Source organism: Acidovorax sp. M14, assembly GCF_049331375.1.
Lineage (GTDB): Bacteria > Pseudomonadota > Gammaproteobacteria > Burkholderiales > Burkholderiaceae_C > Acidovorax.
In genome coordinates this window covers 1,714,649-1,734,624 of sequence record NZ_CP186263.1, presented here as the reverse complement: position 1 = coordinate 1,734,624, position 19,976 = coordinate 1,714,649, and the positions used below count along the sequence as shown (strand labels likewise).

16 protein-coding genes are annotated in these 19,976 nt (G+C 66.4%); 8 read left to right on the top strand and 8 right to left on the bottom strand.

Going from position 1 to position 19,976, the window contains the following annotated elements; translation table 11 throughout:
• The first annotated feature begins 231 nt into the window (after positions 1-231).
• Entirely contained in the window at positions 232-1,053 is an 822-nt protein-coding gene (gene ppsR, locus ACOYR4_RS08035) for a posphoenolpyruvate synthetase regulatory kinase/phosphorylase PpsR (protein ID WP_015013375.1), read from the top strand.
• A 235-nt stretch (positions 1,054-1,288) separates the two neighbouring features.
• On the opposite strand, the gene ACOYR4_RS08030 is transcribed toward ppsR, so the two are convergent.
• From ACOYR4_RS08030 to ahpC, 7 genes are all read right to left on the bottom strand, one after another.
• Positions 1,289-1,687, bottom strand: a complete 399-nt coding sequence (locus ACOYR4_RS08030) for a hypothetical protein (protein WP_422849186.1) — start codon at positions 1,685-1,687, stop codon at positions 1,289-1,291.
• Positions 1,688-1,725: 38 nt separating this feature from the next.
• Positions 1,726-4,845 carry an efflux RND transporter permease subunit gene (locus tag ACOYR4_RS08025; RefSeq protein ID WP_422849185.1) on the bottom strand — a complete coding sequence of 1,040 codons (3,120 nt, stop codon included), beginning with the start codon at positions 4,843-4,845 and terminating at the stop codon, positions 1,726-1,728.
• A 12-nt stretch (positions 4,846-4,857) separates the two neighbouring features.
• Positions 4,858-5,979 (bottom strand): efflux RND transporter periplasmic adaptor subunit, encoded by a 1,122-nt coding sequence (locus tag ACOYR4_RS08020; RefSeq protein WP_422849184.1) that lies wholly within the window; start codon positions 5,977-5,979, stop codon positions 4,858-4,860.
• Positions 5,976-6,548: a hypothetical protein gene (locus ACOYR4_RS08015; protein ID WP_422849183.1), complete on the bottom strand. Its 573-nt coding sequence runs from the start codon at positions 6,546-6,548 to the stop codon at positions 5,976-5,978. The genes ACOYR4_RS08020 and ACOYR4_RS08015 overlap by 4 nt, the downstream gene beginning before the upstream one ends.
• A 36-nt stretch (positions 6,549-6,584) precedes the next feature.
• A complete protein-coding gene (locus ACOYR4_RS08010; protein ID WP_422849182.1) occupies positions 6,585-7,862 on the bottom strand; it encodes a TolC family protein in 1,278 nt (425 codons plus the stop codon).
• A gap of 681 nt (positions 7,863-8,543) precedes the next feature.
• Positions 8,544-10,157 (bottom strand): alkyl hydroperoxide reductase subunit F, encoded by a 1,614-nt coding sequence (gene ahpF / locus ACOYR4_RS08005; RefSeq protein ID WP_422849181.1) that lies wholly within the window; start codon positions 10,155-10,157, stop codon positions 8,544-8,546.
• Positions 10,158-10,311: 154 nt separating this feature from the next.
• Positions 10,312-10,887: an alkyl hydroperoxide reductase subunit C gene (gene ahpC, locus ACOYR4_RS08000; protein WP_056061816.1), complete on the bottom strand. Its 576-nt coding sequence runs from the start codon at positions 10,885-10,887 to the stop codon at positions 10,312-10,314.
• Between the two features lie 284 nt (positions 10,888-11,171).
• Here ahpC and bfr point away from each other — a divergent pair, with 284 nt between their 5' ends.
• From bfr to ACOYR4_RS07975, 5 genes are all read left to right on the top strand, one after another.
• Complete coding sequence (bfr, locus tag ACOYR4_RS07995) at positions 11,172-11,648, top strand: bacterioferritin (protein ID WP_015013372.1); 477 nt, start codon at positions 11,172-11,174, stop codon at positions 11,646-11,648.
• Positions 11,649-12,092: 444 nt separating this feature from the next.
• Entirely contained in the window at positions 12,093-12,401 is a 309-nt protein-coding gene (locus tag ACOYR4_RS07990; protein ID WP_422849180.1) for a DUF3649 domain-containing protein, read from the top strand.
• Positions 12,398-14,221 (top strand): PepSY-associated TM helix domain-containing protein, encoded by a 1,824-nt coding sequence (locus tag ACOYR4_RS07985; protein ID WP_422849179.1) that lies wholly within the window; start codon positions 12,398-12,400, stop codon positions 14,219-14,221. Before ACOYR4_RS07990 ends, ACOYR4_RS07985 begins: the two co-directional genes overlap by 4 nt.
• 5 nt (positions 14,222-14,226) lie before the next feature.
• Complete coding sequence (locus ACOYR4_RS07980) at positions 14,227-14,559, top strand: DUF3325 domain-containing protein (RefSeq protein ID WP_422849178.1); 333 nt, start codon at positions 14,227-14,229, stop codon at positions 14,557-14,559.
• Between the two features lie 176 nt (positions 14,560-14,735).
• Positions 14,736-16,922, top strand: a complete 2,187-nt coding sequence (locus ACOYR4_RS07975) for a TonB-dependent receptor (RefSeq protein WP_422849177.1) — start codon at positions 14,736-14,738, stop codon at positions 16,920-16,922.
• Between the two features lie 255 nt (positions 16,923-17,177).
• Here the strand turns inward: ACOYR4_RS07975 and ACOYR4_RS07970 are convergent, their stop codons facing one another.
• The gene (locus tag ACOYR4_RS07970; RefSeq protein WP_422849176.1) at positions 17,178-17,936 is read right to left on the bottom strand and encodes a hypothetical protein; all 759 of its coding nucleotides are present in this window, start codon (positions 17,934-17,936) and stop codon (positions 17,178-17,180) included.
• Positions 17,937-18,414: 478 nt separating this feature from the next.
• Here ACOYR4_RS07970 and ACOYR4_RS07965 point away from each other — a divergent pair, with 478 nt between their 5' ends.
• Positions 18,415-19,617 carry a PepSY-associated TM helix domain-containing protein gene (locus ACOYR4_RS07965; RefSeq protein ID WP_422849175.1) on the top strand — a complete coding sequence of 401 codons (1,203 nt, stop codon included), beginning with the start codon at positions 18,415-18,417 and terminating at the stop codon, positions 19,615-19,617.
• A complete protein-coding gene (locus tag ACOYR4_RS07960) occupies positions 19,614-19,838 on the top strand; it encodes a hypothetical protein (protein ID WP_422849174.1) in 225 nt (74 codons plus the stop codon). The genes ACOYR4_RS07965 and ACOYR4_RS07960 overlap by 4 nt, the downstream gene beginning before the upstream one ends.
• Positions 19,839-19,976: the final 138 nt, after the last annotated feature.

Sequence of the window (19,976 nt, the reverse complement as noted above, 5' to 3'; positions counted from 1 at the left end):
TGCCGGGCCCTGGATGGCTCCTGGCAGGCGGCCATGCACGGCCTGAGGCTTTGTCGTTGTGGTTGTGGGCCGACGCGGTGCATGGTGAGAATTGGATAATTGTGACAATTGTAGGCCCGAGCTTCTGGCAACGGGCTGACGCTTTCACGCGACTGACGCAAAACGGGTCATTGCCACCTTTTGGTGGTGTCCACCCCGCTAGCGCAAGCCGCATCCAAAAAAAGGGGCTCCATGCACTCGCGCACCGTATTTTTTGTCTCTGACGGCACCGGCATCACCGCCGAAACCTTCGGAAACGCCATCCTTGCCCAGTTTGAGATGAAGCCGCGCCATGTGCGCCTGCCCTTCATCGACACCGTGGACAAGGCCCACCAGGCGGTGCGGCAAATCAACCACACCGGCGAGGTCGAGGGCAAAAAGCCCATCGTCTTCACCACCCTGGTCAACATGGAGGTGCTTAAAGTGATCCAGGACGGCTGCAAGGGCATGCTGCTGGACATGTTTGGCACCTTTGTGCACCCGCTGGAGCAGGAGCTGGGCATCAAGTCGCACCACCGCGTGGGCCGCTTCAGCGACGTGAGCCGCAGCAAGGAATACACCGACCGCATCGAAGCCATCAACTTCAGCCTGGCCCACGACGACGGCCAGAGCAACCGCGACCTGGCCGGTGCCGACGTGATCCTGGTGGGCGTGAGCCGCAGCGGCAAGACCCCCACCAGCCTGTACCTGGCCATGCAGTGCGGCCTGAAAGCGGCCAACTACCCGCTGATCCCCGAAGACTTCGAGCGCCGCCAGCTGCCCCCAGCCCTGGTGCCGTTTCGCAGCAAGATCTTTGGCCTGACCATCAGCCCCGACCGCCTGGCCGAGATCCGCGCCGAGCGCCGGCCCAACTCCAAATACGCAAGCATTGAAAACTGCCGCGCCGAGGTGGCCGAGGCCGAGGCCATGATGCGCCGCGCGGGCATCCGGTGGCTGTCCACCACCACCAAGTCCATCGAAGAGATTGCCACCACCATCCTGCAGGAAGTGCGGCCGGAGCGGCTGGTGTATTGACCCTGGCGCGCACTGCAGCCAGGTTCAGCGCGGCGCCTGTGTTTCCCCTCGGCTCGGCGCTCACGGTTCGATTGATGCTGCTACAACTATCAAATTTATAGCAACAGGCGCATGATGCACTAGCGCTTGCGCCCGTTTTGGCATAAAACTCCGCGGCAACGCCGAACAGCAGGCTCCGCAAGACGCAGCGGAGGCAGGCAATCCAAGGGGCCACAGCCCCTCTTCACACGCCGCCCTACTTCACCGCAAACCGCACATTCGCCGCCTTCTTGCCCGGCAGCGTCACCAGTGCCACCACCTTGGTGCCCGGTGCCACCTTGAAGATGCCTTTGGTTTCGAGCCTGCCCTCGCCTGCCGGTACAAGCACAGCCTCGGATTTCTCGGTGCCGTTGAGCAGGGTGAGCTTGGCGCTCACGCCCTCCGTCTTGGCGGGTTTGCCGTGGTCGCGCAGGTACAGGGTCAGGGTGTCGGGCTGGGCAACGAGTTCGTAGTCCATGTCGTTGGCTTCGGCGACGATGCCACCGTGTTGGGGCTTGTGGTCGTGGCCCGCGCCGTGGTCGCCTGCGGCATGGGCGGCGGTGGTGGCCACAGCGGCAAGGGCCAGGGCGGTGAAGAGATGGCGGGTGGTTTTCATGGGAGTCCTTTCAAAGGGTGGATGAAAAAAAGCAAAGCTCAGAACGCCTCGGCGTTCTTGTCGTCCAGCAGACGTTCGGCATCCTTGCGGCCAAACAGCCAGAACATTGCCGGGGTGAGGAAGGTGTCGAGCAGCGTCGAGCTGATGAGGCCGCTGAAGATGACCACCGCCACCGGGTGCAGGATTTCGGTGCCGGGACGTTCGGCCTCCAGCAGCAGCGGGGCCAGGGCGAAGGCGGTGACCAGGGCGGTCATCAGCACGGGGCTCAGGCGCTCCAGCGAGCCGCGCACGATCATGGCGGTGTCAAAGCGCTCGCCTTCCACGCGCATCAGGTTGAGGTAGTGGCTCACCTTCAGGATGCCGTTGCGCACCGAGATGCCTGCCAGCGTGATGAAGCCGATCAGCGCCGCCACCGACAGCGGCTGGCCCGACACCCACAGCCCCAGCACCGCGCCCACCAGCGCCAGCGGGATGTTGGCCATGATGAGGGCCGACAGCGTGGCCGAGCGGTAGCGGGTGTACAGCACCACAAACATCAGCACCAGCGAGACGATGGCGAGCAGGCCCACCAGGCGGCTGGCTTCTTCCTGCGCCTGGAACTGGCCGCCCAGGGTGATGAAGTAGCCCTCGGGCAAGCGGGTGTCGCCTACGGCCTGGCGGATGTCGGCCACCACGTCGGACAGCGCCCTGCCCTGCGCGTTGGCCGAGAGCACGATGCGGCGCTTGCCGTCGTCGCGGCTGATCTGGTTGAGGCCGTCGCCTTCTTCGATGGTGGCCAGGCGCGACAGGGGCACGGGGCCACGGGGCGTGTCGATGAGCACCCGCGCCAGGCCGTCGATGGAGCGTGCGCTGTCAGGCAGGCGCACCACCAGCGCAAAGCGGCGGCTGCCTTCCACCACCTGGGCGACTTTTTCGCCCTCCACCAGCGTCTGCAGCGCAGCCAGCACCTGGGGTGCGGGCACGCCCATTTGCGCGGCGGCGGCGTAGTCCACGCGCACGGTGATCTGCGGGGCCAGCACCTGCTTTTCTACCTCCAGGTCGGCCAGGCCGGGGATGCCCGCCAGCCGTGCGCGCAGGGCTTCGGCCTGGCCGCGCAGGGTGTCCAGGTCGTCGCCAAAGAGCTTGATGGCAATTTGCGAGCGCACGCCCGAGAGCATGTGGTCGATGCGGTGCGAGATGGGCTGGCCGATGGCAATGGCGGCGGGCAGGTGCGCCAGGCGGCTGCGGATGTCGGCCTGCACCTCGGCCATGCTGCGCTTGAGTTGTGCTGCGGGCAGCAGGCCCACATCCAGCTCACTCACGTGCACGCCTTCGGCATGTTCATCCAGCTCGGCGCGGCCGCTGCGCCGGCCCACGTGCGTGACCTCGGGCACTTGGCGCACCAGCACCTCGGCCTGGCGGGCCAGCGCACTCGATTCGGCCAGCGTGACGCCGGGGTTGAGCCGCATGCCGATGAGCAGCGTGCCTTCGTTAAACGGCGGCAGGAAGGTTGTGGGGAAAAACGGCACCGCCGCTGCCGACAGCGCCACCGCCACCGCGCTCACGGCCAGGGCGGTGCGCGGGCGTGCCAGCACGGCCGCAAGCCCGTTGCGGTAGCGTGCCTTGAGCCAGGCCACCACGCGGGTGTCGCCATGGTCCAGGTTCTTCATGCGCGGCAGCAGGTAGAACGCCAGCACCGGCGTGACGGTGACCGACACCAGCAGCGATGCCAGCGTGGACACGATGAACGCAATGCCCAGCGGCACAAACAGCCGCCCCTCGATGCCAGGCAGCGCAAACAGCGGCAGGAACACCAGCACGATGATGGCCGTGGCATACAGGATGCCCGAGCGCACTTCCATCGACGCGAGTTTGACCACCTCGATGGGGTGCAGGCGGTGGTGGGGGTGCTTGGCGCGGTCCATCTTCAGGCGGCGCAGCACGTTCTCCACATCCACCACCGCGTCGTCCACCAGGCCGCCGATGGCAATGGCCAGGCCGCCCAGCGTCATGGTGTTGATCGACAGGCCGAAATACTTGAACACCAGCGCCGTGATGAAGATGGACACCGGGATGGCCGTGAGCGCAATCACCGTGGGCCGCAGCGTGCCCAGGAACACGAACAAAATCACCGCCACGAACACCGAGGCGCCCATGAGCTTGCCCTGCAGCGTGGTGACCGATGCCTCGATGAAACTCGCCTGGCGGAAGGTGACGCGCGGCGCCTCCATGCCTGCGGGCAGCGAGTTCTTCAGGTCCACCAGCGCGGCCTCGATGCTGCGCGTGAGGCCAATGGTGTCGGCCGTGGGCTGCTTCTGGATGCCCAGGATGACGGCGCCCTGCCCTTCAAAGCCTGCGTCGCCACGCTTGGTAGCAGCGGCAAAGGTGGCGTCGGCCACCTGGCGCAGCAGCACGCTTTGGCCGTTTTTGGCGGTGAGGGCCAGGTTCTGCAGGTCTTCGAGCCGCGAGGTGCGGCCCAGGTGGCGGATGAGGTATTCGCGCCCGCCCAGCTCCAAAAACCCGCCCGAGGTGTTGGCCGCAAAGCCCTTGAGCGCGCCCGTGAGCTGGTCGTGCGTGATGCCCAGCGCCGCCATGCGCGCCGTGTCGGGCAGCACCTGGAACTGGCGCACCTCGCCGCCGATGGGGATGACCTGCGCCACGCCAGGGATGGCCATGAGGCGCGGGCGCAGCACCCAGTCGGCGTACTCGCGCACGGCCATGGGCGTGGTCTTGGCCGCGTCGATGGGAATGGCCACCTGCATGATCTCGCCCATGATGGAACTGATGGGCCCCATGCGCGGCGTGATGCCGCTGGGCAGGCCTTCTTCCATGGACGACAGGCGCTCAGACACCATCTGCCGCGCGCGGTAGATCTCGGTGCTCCAGTCAAAGGTGACGTAGATGAACGACAGGCCCGCGCTGGAGGTGGAGCGCACGCTTTCCACGCCGGGCAGGCCATTCATCGTGGTCTCCAGCGGGAAGGTGATGAGCTGCTCCACCTCTTCAGCGGCCATGCCGCCTGCCTCGGTCATGAGGGTGACGGTGGGTTTGTTGAGGTCGGGAAACACGTCCACCGGCGTGCGCGAGAGCGTGAAGGCGCCATAGGCCATGAGCACGGCGGCGGCGATGAGCACCAGCAGCCGGTGGGCCAGGCTGTTTTCTAGAAGCCACTTAAACATTGCGGTGACTCCTTAGCGGACCTGGTTGATGAGCGTGGCGCCCTGCGTGGCCACGCGGTCGCCGGGCTGCAGGCCTGAGGTGACGGCCACCGAGGTGCCATCCAGCGGCACCGCCGTGACCACCCGTGGCGCAAAACGCTCGGGCGACTCCTTGACCCACACGATGGTCTGGTTGGCCGGGTTGCGCAGCAGCGCGGCAGCGGGCACCTGCACGCCATCGACCTTGTCGGTGGACTGCACGAACACGCGCACGGGCTGGCCGATGGCAAGATTTCCGAGCGCGGTGGAGTCACCCGCAAACTGCAGCGGCTGCGCCTGATCACGCAGGCTGCGCGCCGCGCCCACAAAGCGCAGTGGCACGCGCTGCCCGCCCACGGCCAGCGTGGCACCGGCCACGCTCTGGGCCTGTGCGGGGTCGTAGGCCAGGGCCTCGATGCGCAGGCGCGATGGGTCCACCACCTCAAACACCAGTTCGCGCGCATCCACCACCTGCCCCGCCACGGCGTTGGCCGAAGCGATGACGCCCGACACGGGCGCCACCAGCGCATCGCGCGTGGCCAGGCCCGCGCCCACGGCGCCCAGGCGCTGGGTGAGGCTGTGCAGCTCGCTCTCGGCGGCTTCGATGTCTTTGCGCGGCACGGTGTCGGCCAGCTCTTGCAGGCGCGCCACGCGCCGTGCGGCCAGGTCGCGGGCGGCGCGCAGCTCGGCCTGCTGGGCCAGTTGGTTGGACCGATCAATGGCGCCCGCCGTGGGCACCACATAGGCCAGCACCTCGCCCTTGCGCACGGCCTGGCCCACGCCAGGCAGGCCCTTGGGCCCGGCCTCCAGCCGCCCGGCCAGCACGGCCTGCACCTTGCCGCCTGCGTTGGGGTCCATCACCACGGTGCCCGCCAGTTCAAAGGCCTTGGCATGCTGCCCGGCGGCAGTCACCAGGGTGCGCACGCCCAATTGGCGCTGCGCGGGCTTTGGCAGAAACACGCTGCCATCCGGCTGGCGGCTGGGGCCGTTGCCGGTGGGCGCGGGCGGCGCGTCGCCATGGTCGTGGCCGAGACCTGCCAGGGCTGGCAGGGGGGCGCTGAGCGCGGTGGCCATCAGCAGGGCCAGCCAAGAGGGCATGGGGTGGAAGCGCTTCATGCTGCACCTCCCACGCGTTGGTTGTTGCCCATGCGGGCCGCACGGCCCCGGCGCAAACCCCACACGGCGACCAGCGCCAGCAGCACGGCGGCCACGGCGCCTGCGATCAGCACAGTGCGGCGGTCCAGCCCGGCGGGAGCGGCATCGGTGTGGGCGGCGGGGTGCAGGTCGATCTCGCCTGCGAGCAGGTCGGTGTCGGTGCCTGCGGCCACGGTGGCGGTGACGGGGCTCACGCCCTCGGCCAGCGGGGCGGCCAGGGTGGCCTGGAACTCGCCCTCAGCCACGCGGGTGACGGGCACGTTGGTGCCAGCAATGTCCAACTCCAGCCGGGCGTCTTTCACGGGGCTGTTGTCGCCCGCGTGGTCCAGGTAGAGCGCGATTTTTTGCCCGTCAAGCACGCCCACCAGTTCAAACAGGTCGGAGGTGGCGGCAAAGCGCGGCAGGGCCGTGCCCGCTGCGGCAGCGGGGGCTTCGCCATGGTCGTGGCCAGCACCGGCCAGCGCTGTCGGCGGTAGCAAGCCCAGCAGCAGGGCCAGGCCCAGTGTGGAGAAAGCGGAAGAGAGTGTCATGGTTGTCTTAAAAATTGGTCGAAATTCACAGGAAGTTCATTGCGGCAGCAGGCCCAGGGCCTGGCGCAAATGGGAGATGGCGGCCGCTGCGTCGATGCTGGCGCGGGCCAACTGGCGTTCGGCCTGGGCGGCTTCCAGCTCCACACGCAGGCGCGTGGGGCCGTCGGCTTCGCCCAGGCGGAAGGCCTTGTCGATAAAGCCGCGTGTGCCCTGCGCCAGCGCTGCGTTGCGTGCCAGCGCATCGCGCTGGGCCTGCGTGGCCTTCACGCGGGCCACAGCGGCAGCGATGTCGGCGGCCAGCCGGTCGCGCTCGGCAGCAGCGCGTACTTCTGCGGCCAAGGCTTCGGCACGGGCGGCGGCCTGCTTGGCCTGCGCCCGGTCGCCCCCGCCCAGGGGCACGCGCAGGCCCACGGTGAAGGTCTGCTGGTAGCGGTCGCCCGCCTGCTCGCGCGCCCGGGTGGCAGCCACCGTCAGCTCAGGGTTGGCGCGGGTCTGCACGGCGGCCAGGTCGGCGGCGCGGCGGGCCACCTCGGCCTGATCCTGCCAGTCGGCTGCGGCGGGGTGCTGGGCAGCGGCCGTGGTGGCGTCGGGCACGGGGGGCTCGGGCTCGGCTGCGTCGGCCAGCGCTAAGTCAGGAAAGACCTTGATGCCCCAAGCTGCCAGCGACGCCTGCGCTGCGTCGCGCGCGCCATGGGCCTCGGCCAGGGCGGCTTCGGCCTGGGCGACGGCGCCGTCGGCCTGGGCTTGGTCGGCGCGTGCCAGGTCGCCCGCGCGCACACGGCGCGCCACATCGGCAGCCAGGCGCTGGGCGTTGTTCAGCCGGTCTTGCGCCAGCGCCCAGTCGGCCTGCGCGCGCTGTGCGGCCCACCAGGCTTCGCGCACGGTGGCGGCCAGTTGCAACTGCGCGGCACGCTGGCGGCTGTTCAGCGCCTGCAGTTCAGCGTCGGCCAGGGCTGCCTTGCGTGCGCGCTCGCCGGGTAGCCACAGTGGCAGGGCCAGGCCCACTTCGGCTTCGCGGCTGCCCTGGTTGCTGCCGGGGCGGTCGGTTTGGGTGGACAGCTCCAGCGCCACGGGCTCTGCCGTCCAGGCCGCTGCCGCGCTGCGTGTGGCCTGCGCGGCCTCGCGCCGCAGGGCGGCAGATTGCGCTTCGGGCTGGCGTTGCCAGGCCTGCTCAAACAGGGTCTGGAGCGTGAGCGGGGCTGTACCGGGGTGGGAGGTCTGGGCGTTTGCGGCACTGCCCAGCAGTGCCCAGCCCAGCCCCATCACCACCAATGCGGCGATGGGCGTGTGTTGTCGTTGTTTTGTTGATTGCATCCGATTCCTCTGCAATGGCCGGAGGGCCACAGGTTGAAATCGGCGAGGCGCGATGGTGGTCAGAAACGATCAAGAGCGCACACAGGCGTCAGCGCACGCGTCGCGACTGCCCCGCAAGGCAGGTCTCAATCCACATCCAAATGAAAACGGGACAGCCCAGAGCCCCCGCCTCGCCGCTCAGGCAAGGACAGGCCAGTTGGGGCGTTCGGGGCGCGAAAGGGGAGCTGGCGGCCAAGCTGGTGCCGCTTGGGCCGGCGGGCGGGCGGCAGTCACCACGATGGCATGGTCACCGAGACTGTGCGCGAGACCGCTACCTGCCCCATGGCAGGCGTGACAGTCCATGTCCGCCGGGGTGGCAGTGGACGTCTTGGCGGGATGGGCAGGAGATTCATCGGCCACGTGATCGTGCACATGGTGGCCAAAGTGCGAGGCCTGCGGTGCCGCTTCGTGCCCGCAATAAGGCGAAGCAGCCGCCCAGATGGACTGGAGCGGCATGAACATCAACAGAAAGATCAACAGCAAGCGGTGCATGGGCTGCCGGATTCTAGGGAGGTTTGTAGAACCCCTGCAAACACAGCGGATCGCCCAGACCGGGTCAAAGGACCTTGGAGGATCGAAGGCCCACAGGCCGCACCACCTGCAGGGACGAGAGCAGCATCCGCTCCCTCGCCCCCTGCGGCATCAAGCAGCAACTGCCTCGGGCTGCGCAGCCTGCGCCTTGGTACCGTCAGCCACCACGGGCGTGCGGATCAGGTGATCGAACGCGCTCAGCGCTGCCTTGGAGCCCTCGCCCGCCGCAATCACGATCTGCTTGAACGGCACTGTGGTGCAGTCGCCCGCCGCAAACACGCCGGGGATGTTGGTGCGGCCGTGCGCATCGACAATGATTTCGCCGAAGCGCGACAGCTCCACCGTGCCCTTAAGCCATTCGGTGTTGGGCACCAGGCCGATCTGCACGAACACGCCTTCGAGCTGCACGGTGTGCTCCACGTTCGTGGCACGGTCCTTGTACTTGAGGCCGTTTACCTTGCCGTCGGCACCAGTGATTTCGGTGGTCTGGGCGTTGGTGTGGATGGTCACGTTGGGCAGGCTCTTAAGCTTGTTGACCAGCACGGCGTCGGCCTTGAGCTGGTCCGCAAATTCGATGAGCGTGACGTGGGCCACCACGCCAGCGAGGTCGATCGCGGCTTCGACACCGCTGTTGCCGCCGCCGATGACCGACACGCGCTTGCCCTTGAACAGCGGGCCGTCGCAGTGCGGGCAGTAGGCCACGCCCTTGTTTTTGTACTCGGCTTCGCCGGGCACGTTCACGTTGCGCCAGCGGGCGCCGGTGGACAGGATCACCGTCTTGGCCTTGAGCGAGCCGCCGTTGGCCAGCTGCACTTCAATCAAGCCGCCGGGCTGCGCAGCAGGAATAAGCTTGTCGGCGCGCTGCAGGTTCATGATGTCCACGCCATAGGCACGGGTGTGGGCTTCGAGCGCGGCGGCGAACTTGGGGCCGTCGGTTTCGAGCACCGAGATGTAGTTCTCGATGGCCAGCGTGTCATTCACCTGGCCGCCAAAGCGCTCGGCAGCCACGCCGGTGCGGATGCCCTTGCGGGCGGCGTACACGGCGGCTGCGGCACCTGCGGGGCCACCACCGACGATGAGCACGTCGTACGGGTCCTTGGCAGACAGCTTGGCGGCGTCGCGGGCTGCAGCACCGGTGTCGAGCTTGGCGACGATTTCTTCAATGGTCATGCGGCCGGAGCCGAACACCTGGCCATTGAGGAACACCATGGGCACGGCCATGATTTCGCGCTCGGTCACCTCCTGCTGGAAGGCACCGCCTTCGATCACGGTGGTCTTGATCTTCGGGTTGACGATGGCCATGAGCGACAGCGCCTGCACCACGTCCGGGCAGTTGTGGCAGGTCAGGCTCATGTAGACCTCGAAGTTGAAGTCTCCGTCCAGCGCCTTGATGGAGTCGATCACGTCCTGCTCCACCTTGGGCGGGTGACCACCCGTCCACAGCAGGGCCAGCACCAGCGAGGTGAACTCGTGGCCCAGCGGCAGGCCGGCAAAGCGCAAGCTGTTGCTGGCGCCCACGCGCTGCAGGCTGAAGGATGGCTTGCGCGCATCGTTGCCGTCGGTGCGCAGGGTGATCTTGTCGCTGCGCAGCGACTGGATGGTCGTCAGCAGCTCGCGCATGTCGCGCGCAGTCTCGCTGTCGTCCAGGGAAGCCACCAGCTCAAACGGCTGCTGCACGCGCTCCAGGTAGGCGGCGAGTTGGGTCTTGAGTTGTTCGTCGAGCATGGTGGTGTCCTTTGAAATTCGAGTTGTGGTGTACGGGAGGTTGAAGCCAAAAGGGCTGCAGTTCAAGCCTGCCGATCAACGTCCGGGCGTAAAAAAGCCGGACGGCATGGCGCATTGGCGCCATGACGCTGTCCGGCTTTGTGGGAGCCGTGAATTAGATCTTGCCGACCAGGTCCAGCGAAGGCGTCAGGGTCTTGGCGCCTTCCTTCCACTTGGCGGGGCAGACTTGGCCAGGGTTGGCGGCGGTGAACTGGGCAGCCTTCAGCTTGCGCAGGGTTTCCGACACGTCGCGGGCGATTTCGTTGGAGTGGATTTCCATTGTCTTGATCACGCCATCGGGGTTGATCACGAACGTACCGCGCAGAGCCAGGCCTTCTTCAGGGATGTGCACGCCGAAGGCGTTGGTCAGCTGGTGCGTCGGGTCGCCGACCAGGGGGAACTTGGCCTTGCCGACGGCGTCGGAAGTTTCGTGCCACACCTTGTGCGAGAAGTGGGTGTCGGTCGTCACGATGTAGACCTCGGCACCGGCCTTCTGGAACTCAGCGTAGTTGTCGGCAGCGTCTTCGATTTCGGTGGGGCAGTTGAAGGTGAACGCTGCGGGCATGAAGATCAGCACGGACCACTTGCCCTTGAGGGACTGCTCGGTCACTTCGATGAATTCACCCTTGCCGCCACGGTTGACGAAAGCGGTGGTCTTGAAGGGCTGAACTTGCGTATTGATCAGGGACATTGCTGTTTCCTTAGTGGTTGGTTGACTGAACAGGACTGAAGTTTAGGCATTTCCAAGCCATCAATCCAATTAATTGATTGCATTGAATCAATTGTCAATTACTATACAACTCCCACTGTGGCCTCCCCATGACAACCCTGGTGCGCCACGGGGAACTCAGCCTGTGAACGCGAACGCCTCTCAGCATCACACGCAGCCCGCACGCCATAGCAGGGGCTTGCCTTGCGCTGCTGGATGCGGGTCACGACAATCAGCGCCGAATTCACACATTACAAGGAGTCCCCATGAAAGGTGACGCACAGGTCATTGGCCATCTGCAGGCCCAGCTCAAGAACGAACTTACGGCCATCAACCAGTACTTTCTGCACTACCGCATGCTCAAGCACTGGGGCTTCGACAAGCTGGCCAAGAAGGAGTATTCGGAATCCATCGGCGAGATGAAGCATGCCGACTGGCTCATGGACCGCATCTTTACGCTGGACGGCCTGCCCAACCTTCAGGACCTGGCCAAGATCCAGGTGGGCGAAGACGTGCCGGAGATCCTGGCCTGCGACCTGCGCGCCGAGCAGGGCGCCCAAGCCACCATCAAGGAGGGCATTGCCCACTGCGAAAGCGTGCGTGACTATGTGTCGCGCGACCTGCTGCAAAAGATCCTGGACGACACCGAAGAGCACATCGACTTCCTCGAAACCCAGATCGACCTGATTGGCAAAGTGGGCCTGCAAAATTACCTGCAATCGCAGATGGGCGAGATCGAGTGAGCCAATGAGTGACTAAGGGGTACCCCGACATGGCCCCCCTCTGACCTCCCAACGGGCCTCGGCCCGTTTTTTTCGCCCGTGCTGGCGCGAACTGCGCACACTCTGTTGCAACTGCACATCAAACCTCGCAGTTTCTTTGTTAGTTAATGCGAATGATTTGCAACCACATTAAAATAGCGGTCGATCATCCCCTGCCGCATCCTGCGCACCGGCTCCCGTTGCAGTGCGCATGAGCAGGCAAGCGCCTGCTCCCGCAGGGCGATGACTTCACCTGGAAGCCAGCCAGCCGGTGACCCGCATCACCGGCAACAGCCAGCGTTTGGTTTGTTCACCCATCCCACGACTGGAGCCCTTGCCCATGCTGCGCAGCCCTGCCCGCCTCCACCCCTTGGAGGCGCTGTCACCCCCTGATCGCCCAATCGCTGCACCGATGGTCTCGCAGCCATGAAGGCCACTCGCGTCGATGGACGCTACCGGCTGGTCATCACCTCGCGTGCCGTGGCCGCAGTGGGGGGTGGCTATGCGCTGGCCGCCGGTTTCACTGCGGCGCTGTCGCTGCTGCTGGCGCAGTGCATGCCACGGGTGGAAGCCGTGCTCACAGCCACCATGTTGTCGTGGGTGGTGTACGCCATCGCCGCAGGCTGGGCTTTTTATGCGCGCACTGCCTGGGGTGCGTGGGGTGGCACGCTGCTGCCCGCAATGGTGCTGGGCGCATGCGCCACGGCACCTCAATGGATGAGGGCCGCCGCATGACCCGCATCACGGCCCCTGCATGCCAGCCAGTAGATCGGGCATCTGCAAGCACCGCTTCTGAACAAGCCTGCAAAGCCAAACCACCCAAGGCGCCCAACGACCGCGAGGGCTTTCGCCAGGCCATGTCATGGCTGCACACCTGGGCGGGGCTGATCCTGGGCTGGCTGCTGTTTGCGATCTTCCTCACCGGCACGCTGTCGTTCTTCAAAAACGAGTTCAACCTGTGGATGCGCCCCGAGATGCACGGCCTGCAGCCGGTGGACGCTGCCGACCCGCAGATGGCACAGACGTCGCAGAAGGCCCTGGACGCGCTGGTGCGCAAGGTGCCCAACGTCACGCAATGGATCATGCACCTGCCCGACGACCGCGACCCGGCCGTCAACATCCTGTGGCGCGACACGGGCAATGGCCGCTTCGAAACGCTGCGCATGCACCCGCAGACCGGCGAGGCCATCGACACCCGCCAGACCATGGGGGGCGACTTCTTCTACCGCTTTCACTTCGAGTTGCGCACCGCGCAAAAGGGCCGCTGGACCTTGCAGGGCCGCTGGGTGGTGGGCGTGGCCACCATGCTGATGTTTGTGGCGCTGATCTCGGGGGTGATCACGCACCGCCGCATCTTCAAGGACTTCTTTACTTTCCGCCCCACCAAGGGCGGGCAGCGTGCCTGGCTGGACGCGCACAACGTCACCGGCGTGCTGGTGCTGCCGTTCTATTTGATGATCACCTTCAGCGGGCTGATGATCTTCCACACGCTGTACATGCCTGCGGGCATTGCCACGGCCTACCAGGGTGAGAAAGGCGTGGACTCCAACGCGTACTTTGCCGACCTGCAGGGCGAGAAGGCCGAAAGCCGCCCCCGGCGCGGCCCCGGCGACAAGGTGGAGCCCCTGCCCGCCATCGCCCTGCCGCCCATCCTGGCCGAGGCCCGCACCCGCTGGGACGGCGGGCGCATTGGCAGCGTGCAGGCACGCCGCGATGCCAAGGGCCGCGCCGTGGTCGAAGTCACCCGCCACGAGGGCGACCGCCTGCAATACCGCCCGCCGCGCCTGCTGTTTGATGCCCCCACCGGCCAGTGGCTGGACCAGGCCGATGCCACCGGCCCTGCCGTCAAGACCTACGGCGTGCTGTACGGCCTGCACATGGCGCGGTTTGCCGATGTGGGCATGCGCTGGGCGCTGTTTGGATTTGGGCTGCTGGGCAGCCTGATGATTGCGACCGGCATGGTGCTGTGGTCGGTCAAGCGCAGCGCCAAGTCGCAGATGCAGGCCAGCCGCAAAGGGGCTGCCAACGCAGCCGATACCGCAATACCCAAGGCGCCATTTGGCGAGCGCCTGGTGGCGGCCATCAACATCGCCACGCTGGCGGGCCTACCGCTGGCCTGTGGCGTGTACATCGCCTCCAACCGCCTGGTCCCGCTGAACTTGGAGGGCCGGGCGGATGTGGAGCTGGCCTGGTTCTTCAGCGCCTGGGGCCTGACCTTGCTGTGGGCGCTGGCCTGCGCCGTGGTGCGGCCCAGCCGCGTGGGCTGGTCGGTGCCGCTGGGCGCTGCGGGGCTGGTGTGGGCGCTGCTGCCGGTCATCAATGCCCTGACCACCCGCACCCACCTCGGCATCACGCTGCCTGCAGGCGAGTGGGTGTGGGCCAGCATGGACCTGGCCTTCGTGGCCACCGGGCTGCTGCTGGGCTGGCTGTCGTGGCGCCTGCGCCCGGGCCGTTTGCTCCGGGGCACCACCACAGCGGCCAAGGCGCCCCGCGCGGCCCCAGCGGCAGCCTTGCCCGCTGCGCCCGATGTGTCTGTTTCAACGTCGGGGGCCTGAGCACCATGTCCGCTTTTCTGCTGTGTTTTGCGGCCTGGTCGGCCATTGCGCTGGGCATGGACCGCCACCACGAAGTCGCTACAGGCCGCGAAGGTGCGGCCCGCCGTCTGCAACAGCTGCGCAGGACCGGATGGCTGCTGCTGTTGCTGTCGCTGTGGCTGGCCGCACACCCCGCCGATGGTGTGCCTGCCTCGCTGGGCGTGACCGCATGGACGGTGGCCCTGTCAGTGGCCGCTGTGGCCGTGACGGCCGCCGTGACCTGGCAGCCCCGGCGCACACCGCTGCTGGCAGGGATGGCCCTGGTGGCCGGCCTCGGCGCCTGGGCCTGGGGGTGGTAAAGGCGAGGGATGCAGCGGCCCTGCGGGCTCGTCGCTCCTTCTGATCCACCGCCCTGCTCAGCTTCCTTTTCTCCCGCTCTCCGCACCCCTCCCAGCGACGGCCCCAAAGGCCCGCGCCAGGCCCGGTGCCTGCGGAGCCGTTTTCCACCGCGTTGCGCACACACCAAGGACAACCCATGCACGCACCTCAACACCGCTCCCTCCACCGTTCCTTCAGCCACCCCCAGGCCCTGCACCCGCTGGTTGGAGCCATGCTGGCCGCCTTCTGCGGCACCGCGCTGGCGCAAAACCCAGCGCCTGCAGCCCCCACCCAGACACTGGGCGAGGTCACCGTGCAGTCCACCAGCGACGATGACGGCTATTCGCCCGCCGCCAGCACCTCGGCCACCAAAGGCAGCGCGCCGCTGCGCGACGTGCCCCAGGCCGTGAACGTGGTGCCCGAGCAGCTGCTGCGCGACCAGGGCGCGCGCTCGATGGAAGACGCGCTGCGCAACGTGCCCGGCGTGGCCATGAGCCACGGCGACGGGCAGCGCGACCAGGTGGTGATCCGGGGCTTTACCGCGATTGCCGACCAGTTTGTGGACGGCGTGCGCGACGACGCGCTGTACTTCCGCGATCTGGCCGACATCGAGCGCGTGGAAGTGCTCAAGGGCCCGGCCGCCGTGCTGTACGGGCGCGGTTCATCGGGCGGCCTGATCAACCGCGTGACCAAGAAGCCGAAATTCAGCGAGACCTCGGGCGAGGCGTCGCTGGGCCTGGGCAACTTCGACTACCGCCGCGCCACGGCCGACGTGAATGTGGGCATCAGCGACACCGCAGCCTTACGCATCAATGCCGCCGTGGAAGACTCGGGCAGCTACCGCGACCAGCAGTTCGTCAAGCGCCACAACTTCGCGCCCTCGCTCGCGCTCAAGCTCGCCGCGCAGACCGACCTGCTGCTGCAGTACACCAACGCACGCGACAAGCGCCTCACGGACTTCGGTATCCCCGCGCTGAATGGTCGCCCAGTCAATGTGCCCGCCAGCACCTACTACGGCTCCAGCAACGCGGCGCAGGACGACACCACCACCAGCACCATGCAGTCGTTCGCGGCCACACTCAACCACCGTTTCAACGACGACTGGTCGGTGCGCAACGTCACGCGCCTGTACGACTACACGCTGGACCGCTACAACACCCTGCCCGGCGGCACCACCAACCCCGTGGACATGACCGTGGGCCGCACGCGCTCGTTCATCCTGCGCGACGAAAAAGGCTTCTTCAACCAGACGGATGTGACTTGGCGCAACCAGCTCGGCGGCTTCAAGCAAGAGTGGCTGATGGGCGTGGAACTGGGCCAGCAGAAGAAGCGCGCCGAGTCCGTCTCGGGCGGCGCGGACCGCGTGCCCATTCTCAACCCCGGCAACCGCCCCGCCCCGGCCATCCCGGCCGCCAGCTACAACGCCGACAGCGCCATCCCCAGCCACACCACGCAAGACACGGCCGCGCTGTACTGGCAAAACCAGATCACGCTCGCGCCCCAATGGAAGGCGCTGGTGGGCGCACGCTACGACGTGTTCGGGCAAGAAACCACGTTCGACCGCAAGCTGAGCACACTGTCGCGCACCGACAAGAAGTTCAGCCCCCGCGCGGGCCTGGTGTGGCAGCCCAGCGATACCGTGTCGTACTACGTGTCGTACAGCAAGTCGTTCCAGCCCTCGGCCGAGACCTTTGCGCTCGCCGCCAACACCACCGGCGCCGAGCCCGAGATCACCGAGAACAAGGAAATCGGCGTTAAGCTCGACCTGCTCGATGGCCGCATGAACGTGACCGGCGCGCTCTTCAACCTGGAGCGCACCAACATCAAGAACACCGACCCGACCAACCCCTCGCGCCAGATCAACGTGGGCACCCAGCGCACCAACGGGCTGGAACTGACCGCCAACGGCCGCCTGCCCGGCCGCTGGGACGTGAGCGCAGGCTACGCCTGGCTGGACGGCCGCATGACCAAGTCGCTGGCCACCACCACCTCCACCCAGTTACCCACCGCTGCCATCGCGGCCCAGGGCAAGGTGCCCGCGCTCACGCCTCGCAACTCCGCCTTCCTCTGGGCCATGAAGGACCTGGGCCACGGCCTGCGCGTGGGCGGCGGCGTGAACCACGTGGGCGCCCGCTTCACCTCGCTCACCAATCTGGTCACCCTGCCCGCCTACACCACGGTGGACGCCGCCCTGCAGTACACGCTGGGCCAGTGGGATGTGGACGTGAACATCAAGAACCTGGCCAACCGCAAGTACTACGTATCAAGCCACGGCAGCAACGACAACCTGATCCTGCCAGGCTCGCCGCGCGCGGTGCAGGTGACGTTGCGGACGCGGTTCTGAGGGTGAGGGGCGTGGCGGAAGGGGTTCAAGACCAAACTTCTCAAGAGATTTTGGCCTCTTCCGCCTGATATTTATGGCTTTATAGCTACCAATTCAATAGCAAAAAACCTCCCCGTCGGAATGCCTCTTCTTGCCAGAGCGTCAAACGCCGGATGTCTCACATGGGCAGTGAACGGGCCGCAGCACCGCGCTTCGAACCAGGCGGGGCGGTCATGCTGACCACGCTGCGGGCCCCTTCAACGAACCCGCTCCGCATCATGGCGGCGTCCCGCCCTTCTTGTGCACCTTGAAACTTTCATCCAGGTAGACCGAAGAACCCGTCATGCCATAGCCTTCGCAGACAAACCCGTTCAAGGGCAGCACACCCGGAGCATCAACGATCCGGCCTCTCGCCTCCTTGTACTTCTTGCCAGCACGCCGCGAATGAATGGCGGTGTTGGTCAGGTAGTTGAGGCTCACGCGGTGGGAGGCGTTGCTGGAATAGTCTTCGTCGTCCTGCTGCTCGCCGATGTGTTCCAGGTCTTTGATCTTGGCGTTGTAGCGGAACTGCAGCGTGAAGCCCGAGAACCGGGCGGCGTCTGCGTAGTAGACCGCCTGAACGAACAATGAATGGTTCTTGATTTCCAGGTTGTAGAACTTGCTGGGGTGGCAGAACTCGCCGGACGTTGAGAGCACCTGATAGCTGCCATCCGCCCTCCCGGTCAGGACAAGCAACCGCTCCTCTCGCTGGTCTTCTCCTTTGTGCTTTGTCAGCAACAGGGCCAGGTCGGGGATGCCATCGCCGTTCAAGTCGCCTTCTGCAGTGGTCCAGACAAAATCGGGATGCCGAAACTCGGGGGGTATTGCAAGCAGTGCCTTCTGCTCCGCAGAGGTGCTTTCGTCTGCGGCGCGCACGTTGCCCGTACACAAAATGGCCACCACAGCGAGCCATGGCAAGGCCGTCCGGTACAAAGCCCCCATGCCTCTCGCAGATGCGTGCGCAACGGGCTGAACGGCACCAAATATCGTGGACACGGAACTCTCCTGCAAGCGGCTCGCAGCCGGGGGATGAAGCCCATGCAAGGGTTGCAAACGCGGGTGTGAATGTCTGCAAAACCAGCACGCTGGGGCGACGGCACTATAGCCTGCAGGCGCCCACCGCGCCCTGCGCCCCAGCCCCCGCGCGCGCAATGCTTCCTCTCCTTCGCAGTGTCCGATCGGGAGCAGGCCGCAGCGATTTCGCAACATCCTTACCCCCACACACCATCACGAATACAAACAATTCCCATTTGCAATGTAAAATTGGGTTTCCGCCAGCCATAGCCCTTGCCGGGAGCCCTTTTCACAGGCCTCCCGGCTGCAGCCAGCACCCACCGTCTTCCGATGTTTCCGGGTTGTCTGGCTTGATGAATCACTTGTTCGCCCTTTCTGTTGCGACAGCGCGCCCTGTGCCTGGTGCGGCGCTGGCGGTGGTGAGACTGCCCGACGGCCCTTGCCACCCCGCCCCCACGCCATGCTGAGCCCCACCGCCCTGCGCCGCTGGAGCTGGACCCACAAGTGGTCCAGCCTGGTGTGCACCGTTTTCATGCTGCTGCTGTGCATCACCGGCTTGCCGCTGATCTTTCACCACGAAATTGGCCACCTGCTGGGCACCGAGGTCGAGGCGCCCGCCATGCCCGCCAACACCCCGCGCGCGAGCCTCGACAAGGTGCTGGCCACCGCGCACGCACTGCACCCGGATCGTGTGGTGCAGTTCGCATCACACGCCGAGGACGATGACAACGTGTGGTTCGTCACGCTCACGCCCACCCCGGCGCCCACCGATGACTTCCGATCCGTGGCGGTGGACGCGCGCACGGCGCAGGTGCTGGCGCAGCCCCGGTTTGACGAGGGCTTCATGTACGTGATGTTCAAGCTGCACGTGGACCTGTTCGCAGGGCTGCCGGGCAAGCTGTTTCTGGGCTTCATGGGCTTGCTGCTGCTGGTGGCCATCGTCACGGGCGTGGTGCTGTATGCGCCGTTCATGCGCAAGCTGGCGTTTGGCGAGGTGCGGCGCGATCGGTCCACGCGGGTGAAGTGGCTCGACCTGCACAACCTGCTGGGCATCGTCACGCTGGTGTGGGCGTTTGTGGTGGGCGGCACGGGCATGATCAATACGTGGGCCGACCTGCTCATCAAGTACTGGCAGCACGACCAGCTCTCGGTGCTGCTCAAGCCCTATGAAGGCCAGCTCATCGTGCCCGTGGCCGAGCGCGGGCCGCTGCAGCAGGCGCTGGAGGCCGCGCAGGCCCAGGCGCCAGGCACCAAGCTGTCATTCATTGCGTTCCCGGGCACGGCGTTTTCCAGCCCGCACCACAACACGTTCTTCCTGCGCGGCAATGAGCCGCTCACCTCCAGGCTACTCCAGCCGGTGCTGGTGGATGCGCGCACCGCGCAGGTCACCGCGTCGCCCCAGCTGCCGTGGTACCTGACCGCGCTGCTGGTGTCGCAGCCGCTGCACTTTGGCGACTACGGCGGCATGCCGATGAAGATCCTGTGGGCGCTGCTGGACATCGCCACCATCGTGGTGCTGGGCAGCGGGCTGTATCTGTGGCTGCGCAAGGGCGTGCAGGCGGCAAGCCCCGCAACACCCACCGCAGGCAGCGCCACGGGGGGTTTTGCAGGCAGCGCTTTGCCCACATCGGGCGCTGCGCGCTCCACCGAGGGCACCGCATGAAAAAGCACCGCCCTTTCTGGGCCCTGTGGGGCGGGCCCATCGTGATGGGTGTGCTCACCACCACCGGCTTGATCACCGCACTTGTGTCCGACACCTGGGGTGACTGGTGGTCGTGGGTGGGGCTGGGTGTCCCCGTCGCGGTGATGGGCTGGTACGGCCGGCCGCGCGCACCAAGGCCGACGCCCCCAGCGCAGAGCCCGCGCGCAGGCGTGGAGCGGTGAGCGGTTTTTGGCTGTCGGCATGACGACCTCCTGACGACCCATGACGGCCGCTGAAGCGACTCTCACGGCCCCCCGTCTGCGCTGGCGTTCGGTGTGAGCCGGGCGCTGCAACGTTCAGATCAAAAAGCCACCCAGCGC

Coding starts and splice junctions, on each gene's coding strand:
- ACOYR4_RS08020 (WP_422849184.1), bottom strand. CDS start 5,979: ATGAAGCGCTTCCACCCCATGCCCTCTTGGCTGGCCCTGCTGATGGCC.
- ACOYR4_RS08015 (WP_422849183.1), bottom strand. CDS start 6,548: ATGACACTCTCTTCCGCTTTCTCCACACTGGGCCTGGCCCTGCTGCTG.
- ACOYR4_RS08025 (WP_422849185.1), bottom strand. CDS start 4,845: ATGTTTAAGTGGCTTCTAGAAAACAGCCTGGCCCACCGGCTGCTGGTG.
- ppsR (WP_015013375.1), top strand. CDS start 232: ATGCACTCGCGCACCGTATTTTTTGTCTCTGACGGCACCGGCATCACC.
- ACOYR4_RS07965 (WP_422849175.1), top strand. CDS start 18,415: ATGCTGAGCCCCACCGCCCTGCGCCGCTGGAGCTGGACCCACAAGTGG.
- ACOYR4_RS07975 (WP_422849177.1), top strand. CDS start 14,736: ATGCACGCACCTCAACACCGCTCCCTCCACCGTTCCTTCAGCCACCCC.
- ACOYR4_RS07960 (WP_422849174.1), top strand. CDS start 19,614: ATGAAAAAGCACCGCCCTTTCTGGGCCCTGTGGGGCGGGCCCATCGTG.
- ahpC (WP_056061816.1), bottom strand. CDS start 10,887: ATGTCCCTGATCAATACGCAAGTTCAGCCCTTCAAGACCACCGCTTTC.
- ACOYR4_RS08010 (WP_422849182.1), bottom strand. CDS start 7,862: ATGCAATCAACAAAACAACGACAACACACGCCCATCGCCGCATTGGTG.
- ACOYR4_RS07990 (WP_422849180.1), top strand. CDS start 12,093: ATGAAGGCCACTCGCGTCGATGGACGCTACCGGCTGGTCATCACCTCG.
- ahpF (WP_422849181.1), bottom strand. CDS start 10,157: ATGCTCGACGAACAACTCAAGACCCAACTCGCCGCCTACCTGGAGCGC.
- ACOYR4_RS07980 (WP_422849178.1), top strand. CDS start 14,227: ATGTCCGCTTTTCTGCTGTGTTTTGCGGCCTGGTCGGCCATTGCGCTG.
- ACOYR4_RS08030 (WP_422849186.1), bottom strand. CDS start 1,687: ATGAAAACCACCCGCCATCTCTTCACCGCCCTGGCCCTTGCCGCTGTG.
- bfr (WP_015013372.1), top strand. CDS start 11,172: ATGAAAGGTGACGCACAGGTCATTGGCCATCTGCAGGCCCAGCTCAAG.
- ACOYR4_RS07985 (WP_422849179.1), top strand. CDS start 12,398: ATGACCCGCATCACGGCCCCTGCATGCCAGCCAGTAGATCGGGCATCT.